This is a genomic window from Bradyrhizobium sp., from assembly GCF_049512235.1.
Classification (GTDB): domain Bacteria; phylum Pseudomonadota; class Alphaproteobacteria; order Rhizobiales; family Xanthobacteraceae; genus Bradyrhizobium.
Map to the genome: position 1 here is coordinate 1 of NZ_JBEKXH010000128.1, position 15243 is coordinate 15243.

Sequence of the window (15243 nt, forward strand, 5' to 3'; positions counted from 1 at the left end):
GTGGCGGGCGGTACGCAGCTTCGTCCCTTCACCAACGAAGTGCTGGAAGCCTGTCTGAAGGCAACCAACGAGTTGTGGGCGGAAATCTCGGCCAAGAACGCCGACTTCAAGAAATCCATCGATGCGATGCAGGCCTATCGCTCCGACCAGTATCTGTGGTGGCAGGTCGCCGAATACACCTTCGACAGCTTCATGATCCGCTCGCGCACCCGCGGCTAACCCCATCTTGAAATCGGCGACAGCTATTTGAATTTCGGCGGCTCGCTGAAATCGAGCGGCGGCAGCTCGACCTGCGGAATATCGATCTGGATCTTGCTGGGATCCACGGTCGACGGCTTGTCGAGCAGCGCGGTGACCGTAATCGGAAAGGCGATCACCAGCACGACCATGATCGCCTGCAATCCCACCCAGGGCAGGGCGCCCCAGTATATGTCGGAGCTCTTGACTTCCTTCGGCGCGACGCCGCGCAAATAAAACAGCGCAAAGCCGAACGGCGGATGCATGAACGATGTCTGCATGTTGACGCACAGCATGACCCCGAACCAGATCAGCGCGGCATCCGCTCCGACCACCGGCGCCAGGATCTTCTGCGCGATCGGCGCGATCATCGGCAAAATGATAAAAGCGATCTCGAAGAAATCCAGGAAAAACGCCAGGAAGAAGATAAAGAGGTTGATGAAGATCAGGAATCCCCAGACCCCGCCGGGCAGGGAGGTCAAAAGATGCTCCAGCCATACGCCGCCGGAGACGCCGAGGAACACCACCGAGAAACAGGTCGAACCGATCAGGATGAACACCACCATGGTGGTGATGCGCATCGTCGTCTCGTAGCCCTGCCTGATCAGGCCCCGCAACTCGGGAATGCGGACGGCCTCAAGACAAATCCACACCACCGCGAAATAGGTGACGGCAAAGGCAAGCTTGAAGACAAGTCCTTCCGACAGGAAAATTCCGACCATGGTGCCGATGCCGCAGGCAATCACGCCAACGATCAGAAGCCTTCGGCCGTTGGTCGAGAAATCCTTGTTGTGGATGGCCGCCAGCACGATGGCGCCGACGGCACCCATGGCGCCGGCCTCGGTCGGGGTGGCCAGGCCGAGCATCATGGTGCCGAGCACGACAAAGATCAGCACCGCCGAGGGGATGATGCCGAGCAGGCATTTCCGCCATAGCGGCCAGCCTGTCAGCGTACGGGCTTGCTTCGGCACCGGCGGCACATGATCCGGTTTGAACAGGCCGAGCAGGAAAGTGTAACCGGCGAACAACGCGATCTGGAAAATCGAGGGTCCCCAGGCGCCGAGATACATGTCGCCGACCGACTTGCCGAGCTGATCGGCCAGAACGATGAGCACGAGAGAAGGCGGCACCAGCTGGGTGATGGTGCCGGATGCCGCCAGCACGCCGGTGATATAGCGCATGTTATAGCCGTACCGGATCATCACCGGCATCGAGATCAGCGCCATGGCGATGACCTGGGCTGCCACCGTGCCGGTGATGGCGCCGAGAATGAAGCCGACGATGATTACGGAATAGCCGAGGCCGCCGCGGATCGGCCCGAACAGCTGGCCCATCGAATCCAGCATGTCTTCGGCCAGCCCGCAGCGTTCCAGGATCGCGCCCATGAAGGTGAAAAACGGAATCGCCAGCAGCAGGTCGTTGGAGAGCACGCTGCCGAATATCCGGCCAGGGATCGCCTGCAGAAAATTGAGATCGAAGAAGCCCTGATAAATCGCCAGGAATCCGAACGAAAGCCCGACCGCGGCGAGCGTGAAGGCGACGGGGAAGCCGATCAGCATGGCCAGCACCAGACCGCTGAACATCAGCGGCGGCATGGTTTCCAGCGTGATCATTGCGTCGGCCTCTCGTATTTCGCGTCGATCGTCACCTGGCCCTGCAGCGCGGCGATGCGCTTGATGACTTCCGACACGCCTTGCAACGCCAGCATCACGAAGCCCGCCGGGATCACGAACTTGATCGGCCAGCGGATCAGGCCGCCGGCATTGCTGGAGGTCTCGTTGACGACATAGGCCTGATGAAAGAACGGCCAGGACAGGTAGGAGAGCAGCAGACAGGCCGGGATCAGGAAGAACAGCGTGCCGATCAGATCGAGCCAGAGCTGGCCGCGCTCGGACAGGAACAGATAGAAGATCTCGACCCGGACGTGTTCGTTGCGCTTGAAGGTGTACGACGCGCCGAACATGACCAGAATGGCAAACATGTACCATTGCAGTTCAAGCCAGCCATTGGAGCTGTAGCCGAACGCATAGCGGATCATGGCGTTGCCGGCGCTGACGATACAGGCGGCCAGCACCAGAAAATTGCAAAAATAGCCGATCTTCTCATTGATCCGGTCGATCAAGGCGCTGACCGCCAGCCATGGACGCATGGTGTTTTCTCCGGCACCCGCCATCAAGCCGCGCCCGATGTTTCAGCGAGCATCGTTTCGCCGCCGTGTTGAACGCGTGGTGCCATGGCTCATTTGCAGGAGCGATCGCAACTGATGTCCTCCCCATCGGGTCTTTGCCGTCTTGACCGCACCCGGGGGGCGCTGCGGCTTATCGAGCCGAGCAAGCATGAAGCCGGCGCACCATTTCAGCGCGTCGGGTTGGCGTCAATTGGAAAATCGACAGCCTGACGCGGGGGTTAACGGTCGAATGCCCAGCCGCATCGATGTCGAAAAACTCAACCGCCGGTGACGCTCATGTGGCGGCTCACGCTCGGGCGGTTGTGCCGGCGGTCGATGATGAAGTCATGGCCCTTGGGCTTCAGGCCGATGGCGCGGTCGATCGCCGCGCCGAGCAGTTCATCACTGGCGGAGGCGCGTAACGGCTTGCGCAGGTCGGAGGCGTCCTCATGGCCGAGGCAGGTATGCAGCGTGCCGGTGCAGGTGATCCGCACCCGGTTGCAGGACTCGCAGAAATTATGGGTCATCGGCGTGATGAAGCCGAGCTTGCCACCGGTCTCGCTGACGCGAACGTAGCGCGCCGGGCCGCCGGTATCATCGTCGAGATCGCTCAACGTGTATCGCTTGGAGAGACGCGCGCGGAGCATGGACAACGGCACGTACTGATCGATACGTCCGGCGCCGATGTCGCCCATCGGCATGACCTCGATCAGCGTCAGCGCCATTCCCAGGCCATGCGCCCACTCCATCAGCGAGGGGATCTCGTCCTCGTTCAGATTCTTCAGGGCAACCGCGTTGATCTTGACCGCCAGACCGGCCGACCGGGCGGCCTCGATGCCGGCCAGAACCTTGTCGAGATCGCCCCAGCGGGTGATGGTGCGGAACTTCGCCGCATCGAGCGTGTCCAGCGATACGTTGATGCGGCGTACCCCGCAGTCCCGCAACTCGCCGGCGAAACGCGAAAGCTGCGAGCCATTGCTCGTCAGCGTCAGTTCATCGAGTGCACCGGTGGCCAGATGCCGTGAGAGCGAGCGCACCAGCGCCATGACGTTGCGCCGGACCAGAGGTTCGCCCCCGGTAAGCCGCAGCTTTCGCACACCCTTGGCGATGAATGCCGAACAAAGCCGATCCAGCTCTTCGAGGGTCAGCAGGTCGGCCTTGGGCAGAAATGTCATGTCTTCGGACATGCAGTAAAAGCAGCGCAGATCGCAGCGATCCGTAACCGACACCCGCAAATAGCTGATCGTCCGCCCAAACGGATCGGTCATGGGACGGGACAACGATGCGGAAGGGCTTAAGGCAGGTCCGTTCATTCAATAGCCTTGTCATTGCAGCAAGCGCCCTGAGGCCAAGGCGTAATCGCAATGTAGGCGTGATGCAATCCGCCGACAATCCGCCCTTGGCCTGCTGCAGTGCGGGCGTCAGCGGCTGGGTGCAGCCGGCGGCGGAGCTGCTGCCGGTGCCGCGGGCGCCGAACCCGGAGCTGGCGCGTCGGGGAACGGCGATTCCGCAGGCGCCGCGGCGGTCGGCGACTTCGGCGGTTTTGGCTTTCTCGGCCTCACCAACTTCTTTCGGACCGGCGGGGGCGGCGGCGCCGCGGGTTGAAGCTGCGCAACCACCGGATTGGGATCGGCTCTGGTCGTGCCAGCGCTGAACCAGTCGCCGGGGTTGTGGATCACCTGCACCGGAATGGTCGCCGGCTGGAATCTGCTCAGCGAGTAAGTCACCGAGAAGCCGTTTTCTGGAGCCGTCAGGGAGACCGAGCACGGCGTTTTGCACCCCGGGCCGAGCGAGGTACGCGCATCGGCACCCGACGGGGTCGACTCGAGCTGGACCTGCAGGGGTGGTGGGGTCGGCTTTAAGGCGTCCAACGATAACGACGAGCATCCGGCCAGACTGGCCCCGGCTGCGACAATCACGATGGCGCGACGCATGATCAATCCGTTGTGCTAATGCGGCTAACTGCCGCAATCCCCGCATCGACCATAAGAGTGTCAGGACGGCCACGCAACCTTGGGGAAGTTTATCGTCAATAGATGGTTAACGGCGCGATCGATGGGTTTATAAATATAATAATATCAATATCTTAGGTGGATAATCGGAGCGATGGCATCAAGGCTTGCACGGCGGCTGGCAGTTCGCTCATGTGACTGATCAGCCGATCTGGTTTGAGGTCGGCGATCGGAACGTCGGTATAGCCAAATTCGACGCCGATGACGGGAATGCCGGCGCGTCGGGCTACGCCGATATCCGGACCAGCGTCACCGACCATGATGGTGGCGGAAAGATGTCCGCCCGCGCGCGCGACCGTCTGCTGCAGGATGGCCGGGTCAGGCTTTGCAACGCCAAACGTGTCTGCGCCACAAATCGCGGAAAATCGCCAACTCAATCCCAGCCGGTCGAGCAGCAGCTTCGACAGCCACTCCAGCTTGTTGGTGCAAACCGCAAAGCGAAAGCCCTGCGCCCCCAAATCATCGAGCGCGCCTTCCAGCCCCTCGAACGGCCGCGACGCATCGGCGATATGGGCAGCATAGTAGTCTATGAAGTCGGACGTCAGCCGGTTGACGTCTTCGAGACCATAGCAGCGGCCGTCCAGATTCAGGCCGCGTTCAACCAGCCGCCTGGCCCCGGCGCCGATCATCGCCCGTGCGGAATGCAGCGGGACCGGGGGCAGGCCTTCGCTTTCGAGAACGAAATTGAGGGCGTTGATCAGGTCGGGCGCCGTATCCACGAGCGTGCCGTCAAGATCGAACACAAGAGTGAGGGCAGAGGTCATCGAAAATCGCTATCGTTCTGTGCTCGATCACGCAAGTGGGTGATGGCAGGCTGCTGTGCGAATCCGGAAGGCGTGCGGGGAAAACCATGCCGGAACTTGCCGGCAGGGCGGCATTCGTAACGGCCGGGGCTGGCGATAGTCGCGTTTGCGCCAGGCGATGGACCAAACCGACGCTCGCTGGCGCGGCCAAGGCCATCAATTCCGGCCGGCTTGTCGCACGGCACTGTTCCTCCGCATAAAACGACGCTAAATAGCCCCCGCCGGACAGCGCCTGTCGGCGGCGGCTCCTGGGACATCATTTGCCAGTGAATATGGATGGATTGAAACGGCAAGCGGCGGCCCGTGCGCTGGAGCACGTGCGCGACGGCATGCGGCTCGGCCTCGGTACCGGGTCGACCGCGAAGCTTTTTGTCGAACTGCTCGGCGAACGGGTTCGCGCCGGGCTCGACATTATCGCGGTGCCGACATCAGAAGCCACCCGCGCCGATGCGGCCCGATGCGGGATCGCCCTGACCACGCTCGATGACATCGACCGGCTCGACCTGACCGTCGATGGCGCCGATGAAATCGATCCGGCTCTCAATCTCATCAAGGGCGGCGGCGGCGCCTTGCTGCGCGAAAAGATCGTTGCGTCAGCGTCTGATCGCATGATCGTGATCGCCGACGACTCCAAATGGGTCGATGCCCTGGGCCGCTTTCCGTTACCCATAGAGGTGATTCCGTTCGGCCTCGCGGCGACCCGGCGTGCATTGGAAAAGGCATTTGCGGAAGGCGGGGTTTCCGGGCCAATGGTGGTTCGAAAGCGCAAAGACGGCCACGTTTTTGTCACCGATGGCGGCCACTGCATTGTCGATGCCCATCTCGGACGAATAGCCGATGCCCCGCGGCTGGCGGGCCTGTTGACCCCTATTCCCGGTGTTGTCGAGCACGGTTTGTTTATCGGCCTCGCCAGTATGGCGATATTGGCAGGCTCTGGGGGGATTCGCGTTGTTGAACGGCCCGAGGGCCGAAATCTGGGAGACTTGGAATGAAGAGCCTTGCGAGAATTTTGTCGGCGGCGGGCCTTGCGGTTGGATTGGCCTTGACCTGCGTCGCAGCCGGGGCGCAGCAGCCGCCGCCGCTCAAGCCGGCATCGCCGGCGGCGATTGCGGCGGCCAAGGAAATTCTGGCGATGAAAAACGCCAGCGCGATGTATGCCAGCGCGGTTCCCAATATTGTTCAGCGCACCAAGGATCAGCTGTTGCAGAACAATCTCAACTACCAGAAGGATCTCAACGAGGTTGCCGCGGTCGTCGCCCAGAAGCTCGCCGGCCGCGAGAAGGAAATCGGCGACGGCATGGCGAACGTCTACGCCAACGAGTTTACCGAGCAGGAGCTGAAGGACCTGGTTACGTTCTACAAGTCGCCGCTCGGCCAGAAGCTGCTTACGGCGGAGCCGCGGGCCATTCAGTTCAGCATGTCCTATATGAACCAGTGGGCGCAGAACTTTGCCGAAACGGTCAATGGTGAATTTCGCGCCGAGATGCGCAAGCGCGGCAAGCAAATCTGATCCTTGGGGATTGGTATTTCGATCATGGCTGACATGGCCGAGTTCGACGTCGATCTGTTCGTCATCGGAGGGGGCTCGGGCGGGGTTCGCGCCGCCCGGATCGCCGCCGGCCATGGCGCGCGGGTCATGATTGCCGAAGAGTACCGGATGGGCGGCACCTGCGTGATACGCGGCTGCGTGCCGAAAAAGCTCATGGTCTATGCTTCCCATGTCCACCACGAGATCGAGGACGCGGCGGGCTTCGGCTGGAGTATTCCGGCCGCGACATTCGACTGGCCGACCTTGATTGCCAACAAGGACAAGGAGATCGCGCGGCTGGAGGCCGCCTATACCGCCAATGTGGAAAAATCCGGCGCCCGCATCGTCAAGAGCCGCGCGGTGTTCGAGGACCCCCATACGCTTCGGCTCGCCAGCGGCGAGGCCGTCAGAGCGAAATATGTGCTGATCGCCACCGGCGGCGCCCCCAATCACGGGGTTGCGATACCCGGCATCGAACACGTGATCTCCTCGAATGAGGTATTTCATTTGAGCGCGCTGCCGCGGCGCATCGTGATCCAGGGCGGCGGTTATATCGCGCTGGAGTTTGCCTGTATCTTTGCCGGGCTGGGTTCCGACGTGACGCTGATCTATCGCCGCGACAACGTGCTGCGTGGCTTCGACGAGGACGTCCGCGCCCATGTCCGCGCCGAGATGGAGAAGGACGGCATCACCATTCTGACCGGCTGCACGGTCGACAGCATCGAAAAACACGGCAAGGAATTTACCTCGCATATGTCGAACGGCTCGAGCTTGGCCTCAGACCAGGTGATGTTCGCCATCGGACGGCATCCCAATGTCGCCAATCTCGGGCTCGAAAAGGCCGGCGTCGCCATCAATCCTGGCAATGGCGGGATCGCCGTCAATGGCTTTTCCCGCACCTCGGTGGAAAACATCTACGCGATCGGCGACGTCACCCACCGCACCAACCTGACGCCGGTCGCGATCCGCGAGGGCCACGCCTTTGCCGATACGGTGTTTGGCAAGCGGCCGGTTCAGGTCGATCATGCCGAGATTCCGACCGCGGTGTTTTGCCAGCCGGAGGTCGGCACCGTCGGGCTGACGGAGGCGCAGGCGCGCGCGCAATTCAGTCACGTCGATATCTACAAGGCCGACTTCAGGCCGATCAAGGCGACGATGTCGGGCCGCGACACGCGGGTGCTGATGAAGCTTTTGGTCGATGCCTTAACCGACCGCGTCGTCGGCTGTCATATCGTCGGCGACGGCGCGGCCGAGATGGTGCAGCTGGTCGCTATCGCCGTCAAAATGAAGGCGACCAAGGCCGATTTCGACGCGACCATGGCTTTGCATCCGACCGCGGCCGAAGAACTCGTGACCATGCGGACGCCGAGCGCGCGTCACGTGCGCGAGGCCGCGGAATAGCTTCCCGGCCCGCGACCTTGAGCGGCGCGTTCGAGAAAGGCTGAATGTCATGGGCGCCAGACCCAGCCGCGTGCTGCATCGAAGCCTGCGCGAAAAGCCTCCCGGAGCGATCGGTGGCGACGGCGTTTGGCTCATTGCCGAGGATGGCCGCCGGATTCTCGATGGCTCCGGCGGCGCTGCGGTTTCCTGTCTCGGACATCAACATCCGCGCGTGATCGAGGCCATCGCCCGGCAGGCATCGAAGCTCGCTTATGCCCATACAGGCTTTTTCTCGTCGGAGCCGGCGGAGGCGCTGGCCGACCGGCTCGTCGGCGACGAGCCTGGCGGGCTCGCCTACGCCTACTTCGTCAGCGGCGGGTCGGAGGCGATCGAGGCCAGCATCAAACTGGCGCGGCAATATTTCATCGAATGCGGTCAGCCGCAACGCCGGCGCTTCATCGCCCGTCGCCAGAGCTATCATGGCAATACGCTGGGCGCGTTGGCGGCGGGGGGAAACGCCTGGCGTCGCCAACCCTATGCGCCGTTGCTGTCGTCCGCCTTCAGCCACGTGACACCTGCATTCGCGTATCACGAGAAGCGGGACGACGAATCCGGAGCTGATTTCGTGGCGCGGCTGGCGGCCGAACTGGAGGTTGAATTCCAGCGCCTTGGCCCCGACACGGTCGCCGCCTTCGTTGCCGAGCCTGTCGTCGGGGCCACCGCCGGATGCGTGCCGCCGCCCGAAGGCTACTTCACGGCTGTGCGCGACATCTGCGACCGGCACGGCGCCCTGCTCATCCTCGACGAGGTGATGTGCGGCATGGGCCGCACGGGTACGACTCACGCGTGGCAACAGGAGAGCATTGCGCCCGACATCCAGGCCATCGCCAAGGGACTCGGCGGCGGCTACCAGCCGATTGGCGCGATGCTCGCAAGCGCGCGCATCATCGACACGATCCGGCAGGGCTCGGGAGTATTCCAGCACGGACATACCTATCTCGCGCACCCTCTCGCCTGCGCGGCGGCGCTTGAGGTGCAGCGGATCATTGACGAAGAGAAGCTGCTCGAACGCGTCAGGAACCTCGGCAGTCACCTCGAGCGACGGTTGACCGAGCGCTTCGGCAATCACCGGCACGTCGGCGATATCCGCGGGCGCGGCCTGTTCCAGGCCATCGAGCCGGTCGCCGATCGCGCCAGCCGCCAGCCGTTCGATCCCGGCCTCAAGCTCAACCAGAGGATCAAGGCTGCGGCGTTCGAGCGCGGCCTCGCCTGTTATCCGGCCGGCGGGACGTTGGATGGCAGCAGCGGCGACCATGTCCTGCTGGCTCCGCCCTACATCGCGACGATAGACGACATCGACATGATCGTCGACAGGCTCGGCTCCGCGGTAGACAGCGCATTGAAAACCATTGGTCGATAAAGAGATCAATAGCAGCCTATTCCCACGCCTCGATCCATTCCGCAGCCCCCCTCCAGAGCGTGTCGCGGTGTTCGGGGCGGAAGAAACCGAAATGGCCGATTTTGGCCACGCCGGCGTCAGCGGGCGCGATGGTCAGGATTTCCGGCTTGGCCGAGACGAATTCCGAACAAAGCAGCTCGACCGTCGGCAGCGTCGCCCAGGGATCGTCGGCAAGGCACAGCGCCCGCATCGCACCGTGGAATCCGGCGAAGTTCTTGACACCCTTGAGGTTGGGATCGTCGAACATATAGCGTTTGCTCATGACCCAGCTGACCCATTGCAGAAACACGTCCTTGGGCAGGTCCTCGCCGAAACCGCTCCAGCCCGGCGCATAACCCAATAGCCGGGTCAGCGGGATGCCGACGAAATTCAGCAAGACATAGACGCGATAACGCTCGGGCGCGGCCATCAGCTTCCAGTATCCGGCTTGGGCGGCGATCAACAGGGCCCGCGAGACCTCGCGGTTGTTGGGAATTAATCCGAGTGCCTGGCCGCCGAAGGAATGGCCGACATAGGTCAGCGGCAGATTGCCGTAACGCTCGCGCATCCAGTCGACCGCGCCGGTCACATCGAGCGCGGCCCAATCCGACATCGAGGCCTTGAAGCCGACCAGCGATTTCGGCTGGTTATAGCCGACCAGCGCCTTCTGCCGGGAGGCGCCGGTGCCGCGATAGTCGTAGGTCAGGACCGTGCAGCCCCGCCGCGCCAGATAGCCCGCGAATCCCCGGTAGATCCTGCGCGGCACAGCGGTCGCCGAATTGATCAGGACGGCGTGGCGTTTCGCCCCACGCGGCAAGAACAGCGTCGCCCCCAGCAGATATCCGTCGGCCGCGGGAAAGGCGATGTCATCGATGAAAACGTCGTCCAGCGCAGCCTGTGCCACCGCCTTTTCTCCCGTGCTTCCCGACCGCTCCAGCAAATGCGAATCCAGCTTTGGCCGCAAGGGCGTGTCGCGGAGGGTAGAATTGCAACTGGCGGTCCGTCATCAGCCTGTGTATATCGGGTAAGTAATGGTTTTTGCTCAGGAGTTGATGTCATGGCCGAGCGGTGGACCCCCGACAGCTGGCGCGCCAAACCGGTGCAGCAGGTGCCCGTCTATCCCGATGCCAAGACATTGGCCGATGTCGAGGCGCAGCTGGCCACGTTTCCTCCGCTGGTTTTTGCAGGTGAGGCCCGCAACCTGAAAAAAGCGCTTGGCCGTGTCGCCGCCGGCGAGGCTTTCCTGCTTCAGGGCGGCGACTGCGCCGAAAGCTTCGCCGAGCACGGCGCCAACAACATCAGGGATTTCTTCCGTGTGCTGCTGCAGATGGCGGTGGTGCTGACCTATGCGGGGGCCGTGCCGGTGGTGAAAGTCGGCCGTATCGCCGGTCAATTCGCCAAACCGCGTTCGTCCCCGACCGAAAGGATCGACGGCGTCGAGCTGCCGAGTTACCGCGGCGATATCGTCAACGATATTGCATTCACGGCGCCGTCGCGCACCCCCGATCCGCAGCGTCAGCTGATGGCCTATCGGCAGTCGGCTGCGACGCTCAATCTGCTGCGCGCCTTCGCCACCGGCGGCTTCGCCAATCTCGGCAGCGTGCATCAGTGGATGCTCGGTTTCCTCAAGGATTCCCCGCAGTCGCGCCGTTACCGGGAACTGGCGGACCGGATCTCGGACGCGCTGAATTTCATGCGCGCCTGCGGGCTCGATCTCGAAAGTCACCCCGAGCTGCGCGCCACCGATTTCTACACCAGCCACGAAGCGCTGCTGCTCGGCTACGAGCAGGCCTTCACGCGGGTCGATTCCACCACCGGCGACTGGTACGCGACCTCGGGCCACATGATCTGGATCGGCGACCGCACCCGCCAGCTCGATCACGGCCATGTCGAATATTTTCGCGGCATCAGGAATCCGATCGGCTTGAAATGCGGCCCGTCGCTGCGGCCGGATGAATTGCTGCGGCTGATCGACGTGCTCAATCCGGACAATGAGCCCGGGCGGTTGACGCTGATCAACCGCTTCGGGGCGGACAAGGTCGGCGATCATCTGCCGCATTTGATCCGGGCCGTGCAGCGCGAAGGCCGTGTGGTGGTGTGGTCGTGCGACCCGATGCATGGCAACACCATCAGCTCGACCTCCGGCTACAAGACCCGTCCGTTCGACCGGATCCTGTCCGAGGTGAAGTCGTTCTTCACGATCCACTCGGCTGAGGGCACGCATGCCGGCGGTGTCCATCTGGAAATGACCGGCCAGGACGTCACCGAATGCATCGGCGGCACCCGCGCCATCACCGACGAGGATCTCAACGATCGTTACCACACGGTATGTGATCCCCGTCTCAATGCCGAGCAGTCGATCGACATGGCTTTCCTGATCGCGGAATTGCTCAAGCAGGACCGCGGCGGCAAGCAGAAGCCGATGCCGGTCGCGGCGGGACTGTGATTTGCTGAGGTTCTGGCGCGCCACGATCAATACGCGCAACGGCCTCGCCTTTGCGATCCGCTCGGAGCAGGCCGTTCGCGAAGAGATCGCCGCGCTGGCGCTGGCGCTGCCGCTGGCGTGGCTGATCGGCGCCACCATGATGCGCCGGGTCGAACTGATCGCCGCGGTGGTTCTGGTTTTGGTCATCGAACTGCTCAACACCGCGATCGAGAAACTCGCCGACCGGCTGACCACCGATCCCGATCCGCAGATCAGGCGGGTCAAGGATATGGGCTCCGCCGCGGTGGGGGTGGCGCTGGTGATGGCCGGTCTGTTCTGGATCGCGGCCATCGCCGAGCGCATGGGCGCGATCTGAAAGCAGGCGATTGCAGTTTGGCCGCGCCCAAGGCACCATTGCTTGATGACCGAAACAGCCAACCAGTTCACGATGACGCTGGCGCAGTTGAACCCGACGGTGGGCGATGTCGAGGGCAACGCCGCCAGGGCCCGCGCGGCCCGCGCCAAGGCGCGCGCCGACGGCGCCGATCTCGTGGTCCTGCCCGAGCTGTTCATTGCCGGCTATCCGCCGGAAGATCTGGTTCTGAAGCCGGCCTTTCAGTCGGCATGCCGCGCCGCGATCGAGAGCCTGGCGCGCGAGACCGCCGATGGCGGCCCGGCGGTCCTGATCGGCAGTCCCTGGGTCGAGGACGGCAAACTCTATAATGCCTGTGCGCTTTTGGACGAGGGACGGATCGCGGCGATTCGCTACAAGGCCAACCTGCCGAATTATGGCGTGTTCGATGAAAAGCGTCTGTTCGCGCGTGGTCCCGCCGCAGGTCCCGTGACCATCCGCGGCATCCGGGTCGGCGTGCCGATCTGCGAGGACATCTGGCTCGAACAATCCGAGGAATACGAGAACGTCGTCGAATGTCTCGCCGAGACCGGCGCGGAAATCCTGGTGGTGCCGAACGGCTCGCCTTACGCGCGCGACAAGAATGACGTGCGGCTGTCGATCGCGGTGGCGCGGGTCACCGAAAGCGGGCTGCCGCTGGTTTATCTCAATCAGGTCGGCGGCCAGGACGAACTGGTGTTCGACGGCGCGTCGTTTGCGCTCAATGCCGATCTGTCGGTCGCGGCGCAATTGCCGGGCTTTTGCGAAGCTATCACGACGCTGCGCTGGAGCCGGCGCGACGGCGGCTGGCGCTGCAGCGGGCCGGTCGCGCCGGTGCTCGATGGCGACCAGGGCGATTACGCGGCCTGCGTGCTGGGCGTGCGGGACTATGTCGGAAAGAACGGCTTTCCCGGCGTGCTGCTCGGCATATCCGGCGGCATCGATTCCGCGTTATGCGCGGCGATCGCGGTCGATGCGCTCGGGGCGGAACGCGTCCGCGGCGTGATGCTGCCATTTCGGTTTACCGCGCAGGTGTCGCTCGATGACGCGGCAAGGCTCGCAGGCGCCCTCGGCATCCGCTACGAGGTGCTGCCGATCGCGCCGGCGGTCAACGGTCTTGAAGAAATCCTCTCAGGCGCCTTCGCAGGGTTGCCGCGCGACATCACCGAAGAAAATCTGCAGGCGCGAGCCCGCGGCACGCTCCTGATGGCGATCTCCAACAAGTCGGGCGCGATGGTGGTCACGACCGGCAACAAGTCGGAAATGTCGGTCGGCTACGCCACCCTCTATGGCGATATGAACGGCGGCTATAATCCGATCAAGGATATCTACAAGACCGAAGTGTTCCGGCTTTCGAGCCTGCGCAATGCATGGAAACCGCAGGGCGCGCTGGGGCCATCGGGCGAGGTCATCCCGGTCAACATCATCGCCCGGCCGCCGACGGCGGAGCTGCGCGAAAATCAGACCGACCAGGATTCGCTGCCGCCCTACGACATGCTCGATGGCATCCTGGAGCGGCTGGTCGAGCGCGAACAGCCGCTGGCCTCGATCGTGGCCGCCGGGTTCGATCGCGAAGTGGTGGCGCGGATCGACCGCCTGCTCAACATCGCCGAGTACAAGCGGCGCCAGGCAGCGCCCGGCGTCAAGGTGACGAGCCGGAATTTCGGCCGCGACCGCCGCTATCCCATCACCAACAGGTTTCGCGATAGCGGCAAGCCGCTGCCCGAACCCGATCAAGCGCTGCTATCGCGCGCCGGCCGCGGATCGGCGGAGGCATTTGAGGGATAGATCAGCGCGTAGCGCAAGGGCGGATTGGAGACTATCTGGTTCGCGCGTCGCGCGGACCGGATGGTCGTAATCCGCCGCTTAGGTGTCACAACCGGTGAACCAGAATGTTTATCCGAGGGATTTCTTGTGGAAGGCTGCGGTGGCGAAGTTGAAGCAGCGAGCAATTTCGGCGCGTGCTGGGGATCGCGGGAATCGGCGAGGCGCGGGTGTTTTGCGCGCGGAATACGCGGCATGAAGGCGGCGGATTACGCCTTCGGCTCCAATCCGCCCACGCACCTGGAAATATATCGGCGCCCCTCGTCGGTAATCAGTACCACCGGCATTGTCGGCGGATTGGCTGGACGATGAGCCACGGTGCCGTATGGCCAGTTCTCGGCGCGCCAACGCGATGTGTCGCATTCTCCTCGCTTCAGGAGATGGCTGCAAAACTTGGTGGTCCATGCTTCCGCCACGCGCAAAAACCGAATATCCCCAGCACCAGAAGCGCGGAAGCGAACATCGGAAGGGAAGGCGGGAGGGGAACAGGAGAGACGGAGTTTGGGCCGAAGGCTTGTGTTGTTTGCAACGTCAACGTCAGAACGCCGTTATCATCGGCTCTATCCACGCTGTCGACCAAAATCTGAGCGGTGAGAATGTCGCTCAAGGGACTGCCGGCTGTATAGATGAACGTAAATCCTGGTATCGATCCTGAACTCCCGTTAAAGGTCGATGGTCCGAAATAGGACGCTCCAGTCTCGGTTTGCGACGGAATTGGTACGAGGAAGTCACCTGTATTGCTCAGGTTTACGCTAAGCGCGGCGTATCCCACCGGCGATGGCACGCCCGTCTCCACTTCAACAATTGCGCTGAAGGACTCTCCAACCAGCGCCGGACTCGCCTTCGGCGGTCCAGCGAGAGATGTGGCAACGGCCGACGAGACGCTTCCAAAAAATTCGACGCTAAATAAACTTGCAGCGTTAGCAGGCTCTTTTGAAAATGCTAGCGAAAATAAGATAATGACAAAAAGCTTCCACTTTGACTTATTCATGTTTCAGCCCCCACCCGAAATTATCTCAATCTCACTCCCGCTTTTTG

The 15243-nt window shown here is 62.8% G+C and carries 13 protein-coding genes and 1 pseudogene; 8 read left to right on the forward strand and 6 right to left on the reverse strand.

Annotated features, from left to right (window positions below; all coding sequences use genetic code 11):
* A pseudogene (locus ABSG20_RS14065) lies at positions 1-219 on the forward strand (ABC transporter substrate-binding protein); the annotation flags it as partial.
* Positions 220-242: 23 nt separating this feature from the next.
* On the opposite strand, the gene ABSG20_RS14070 reads toward ABSG20_RS14065, so the two are convergent.
* The 4 genes from ABSG20_RS14070 to ABSG20_RS14085 all read right to left on the reverse strand — a co-directional run bounded on the left by ABSG20_RS14070 (position 243) and on the right by ABSG20_RS14085 (position 5180).
* Positions 243-1850, reverse strand: coding sequence for a TRAP transporter large permease (locus ABSG20_RS14070; protein WP_423865111.1), 1608 nt, complete (start codon positions 1848-1850; stop codon positions 243-245).
* Complete coding sequence (locus ABSG20_RS14075; RefSeq protein ID WP_423865112.1) at positions 1847-2386, reverse strand: TRAP transporter small permease subunit; 540 nt, start codon at positions 2384-2386, stop codon at positions 1847-1849. Before ABSG20_RS14075 ends, ABSG20_RS14070 begins: the two co-directional genes overlap by 4 nt.
* Before the next feature lie 296 nt (positions 2387-2682).
* Entirely contained in the window at positions 2683-3717 is a 1035-nt protein-coding gene (gene moaA, locus ABSG20_RS14080; protein ID WP_423865113.1) for a GTP 3',8-cyclase MoaA, read from the reverse strand.
* A 773-nt stretch (positions 3718-4490) separates the two neighbouring features.
* Positions 4491-5180: an HAD-IA family hydrolase gene (locus ABSG20_RS14085; RefSeq protein WP_423865114.1), complete on the reverse strand. Its 690-nt coding sequence runs from the start codon at positions 5178-5180 to the stop codon at positions 4491-4493.
* Between the two features lie 305 nt (positions 5181-5485).
* Between ABSG20_RS14085 and rpiA the strand changes: the two genes are divergently transcribed.
* Genes rpiA through ABSG20_RS14105 form a run of 4 tightly spaced genes read left to right on the forward strand, consistent with a single transcriptional unit; the run spans position 5486 to position 9547 of the window.
* On the forward strand, positions 5486-6211 hold the full coding sequence (rpiA, locus tag ABSG20_RS14090) for a ribose-5-phosphate isomerase RpiA (protein ID WP_423865115.1): 726 nt from the start codon (positions 5486-5488) through the stop codon (positions 6209-6211).
* A complete protein-coding gene (locus tag ABSG20_RS14095) occupies positions 6208-6729 on the forward strand; it encodes a DUF2059 domain-containing protein (protein WP_423865116.1) in 522 nt (173 codons plus the stop codon). The genes rpiA and ABSG20_RS14095 overlap by 4 nt, the downstream gene beginning before the upstream one ends.
* Positions 6730-6762: 33 nt before the next feature.
* Positions 6763-8148, forward strand: coding sequence for a glutathione-disulfide reductase (gene gor, locus ABSG20_RS14100; RefSeq protein WP_423865123.1), 1386 nt, complete (start codon positions 6763-6765; stop codon positions 8146-8148).
* Between the two features lie 49 nt (positions 8149-8197).
* The gene (locus ABSG20_RS14105) at positions 8198-9547 is read left to right on the forward strand and encodes an aspartate aminotransferase family protein (protein WP_423865117.1); all 1350 of its coding nucleotides are present in this window, start codon (positions 8198-8200) and stop codon (positions 9545-9547) included.
* A 16-nt stretch (positions 9548-9563) separates the two neighbouring features.
* On the opposite strand, the gene ABSG20_RS14110 is transcribed toward ABSG20_RS14105, so the two are convergent.
* Positions 9564-10469, reverse strand: a complete 906-nt coding sequence (locus tag ABSG20_RS14110; protein ID WP_423865118.1) for an alpha/beta hydrolase family protein — start codon at positions 10467-10469, stop codon at positions 9564-9566.
* A 153-nt stretch (positions 10470-10622) separates the two neighbouring features.
* On the opposite strand from ABSG20_RS14110, the gene ABSG20_RS14115 reads away from it, so the two are divergent.
* From ABSG20_RS14115 to ABSG20_RS14125, 3 genes are read left to right on the forward strand one after another with little or no spacing between them, the layout of a single operon-like run.
* The gene (locus ABSG20_RS14115; protein WP_423865119.1) at positions 10623-12011 is read left to right on the forward strand and encodes a class II 3-deoxy-7-phosphoheptulonate synthase; all 1389 of its coding nucleotides are present in this window, start codon (positions 10623-10625) and stop codon (positions 12009-12011) included.
* A 1-nt stretch (position 12012) separates the two neighbouring features.
* On the forward strand, positions 12013-12366 hold the full coding sequence (locus ABSG20_RS14120) for a diacylglycerol kinase (RefSeq protein WP_423865120.1): 354 nt from the start codon (positions 12013-12015) through the stop codon (positions 12364-12366).
* Between the two features lie 45 nt (positions 12367-12411).
* Positions 12412-14169 carry an NAD+ synthase gene (locus ABSG20_RS14125; protein WP_423865121.1) on the forward strand — a complete coding sequence of 586 codons (1758 nt, stop codon included), beginning with the start codon at positions 12412-12414 and terminating at the stop codon, positions 14167-14169.
* A 409-nt stretch (positions 14170-14578) separates the two neighbouring features.
* Here the strand turns inward: ABSG20_RS14125 and ABSG20_RS14130 are convergent, their stop codons facing one another.
* Positions 14579-15196 (reverse strand): hypothetical protein, encoded by a 618-nt coding sequence (locus ABSG20_RS14130; protein ID WP_423865122.1) that lies wholly within the window; start codon positions 15194-15196, stop codon positions 14579-14581.
* Between the last annotated feature and the right edge of the window lie 47 nt (positions 15197-15243).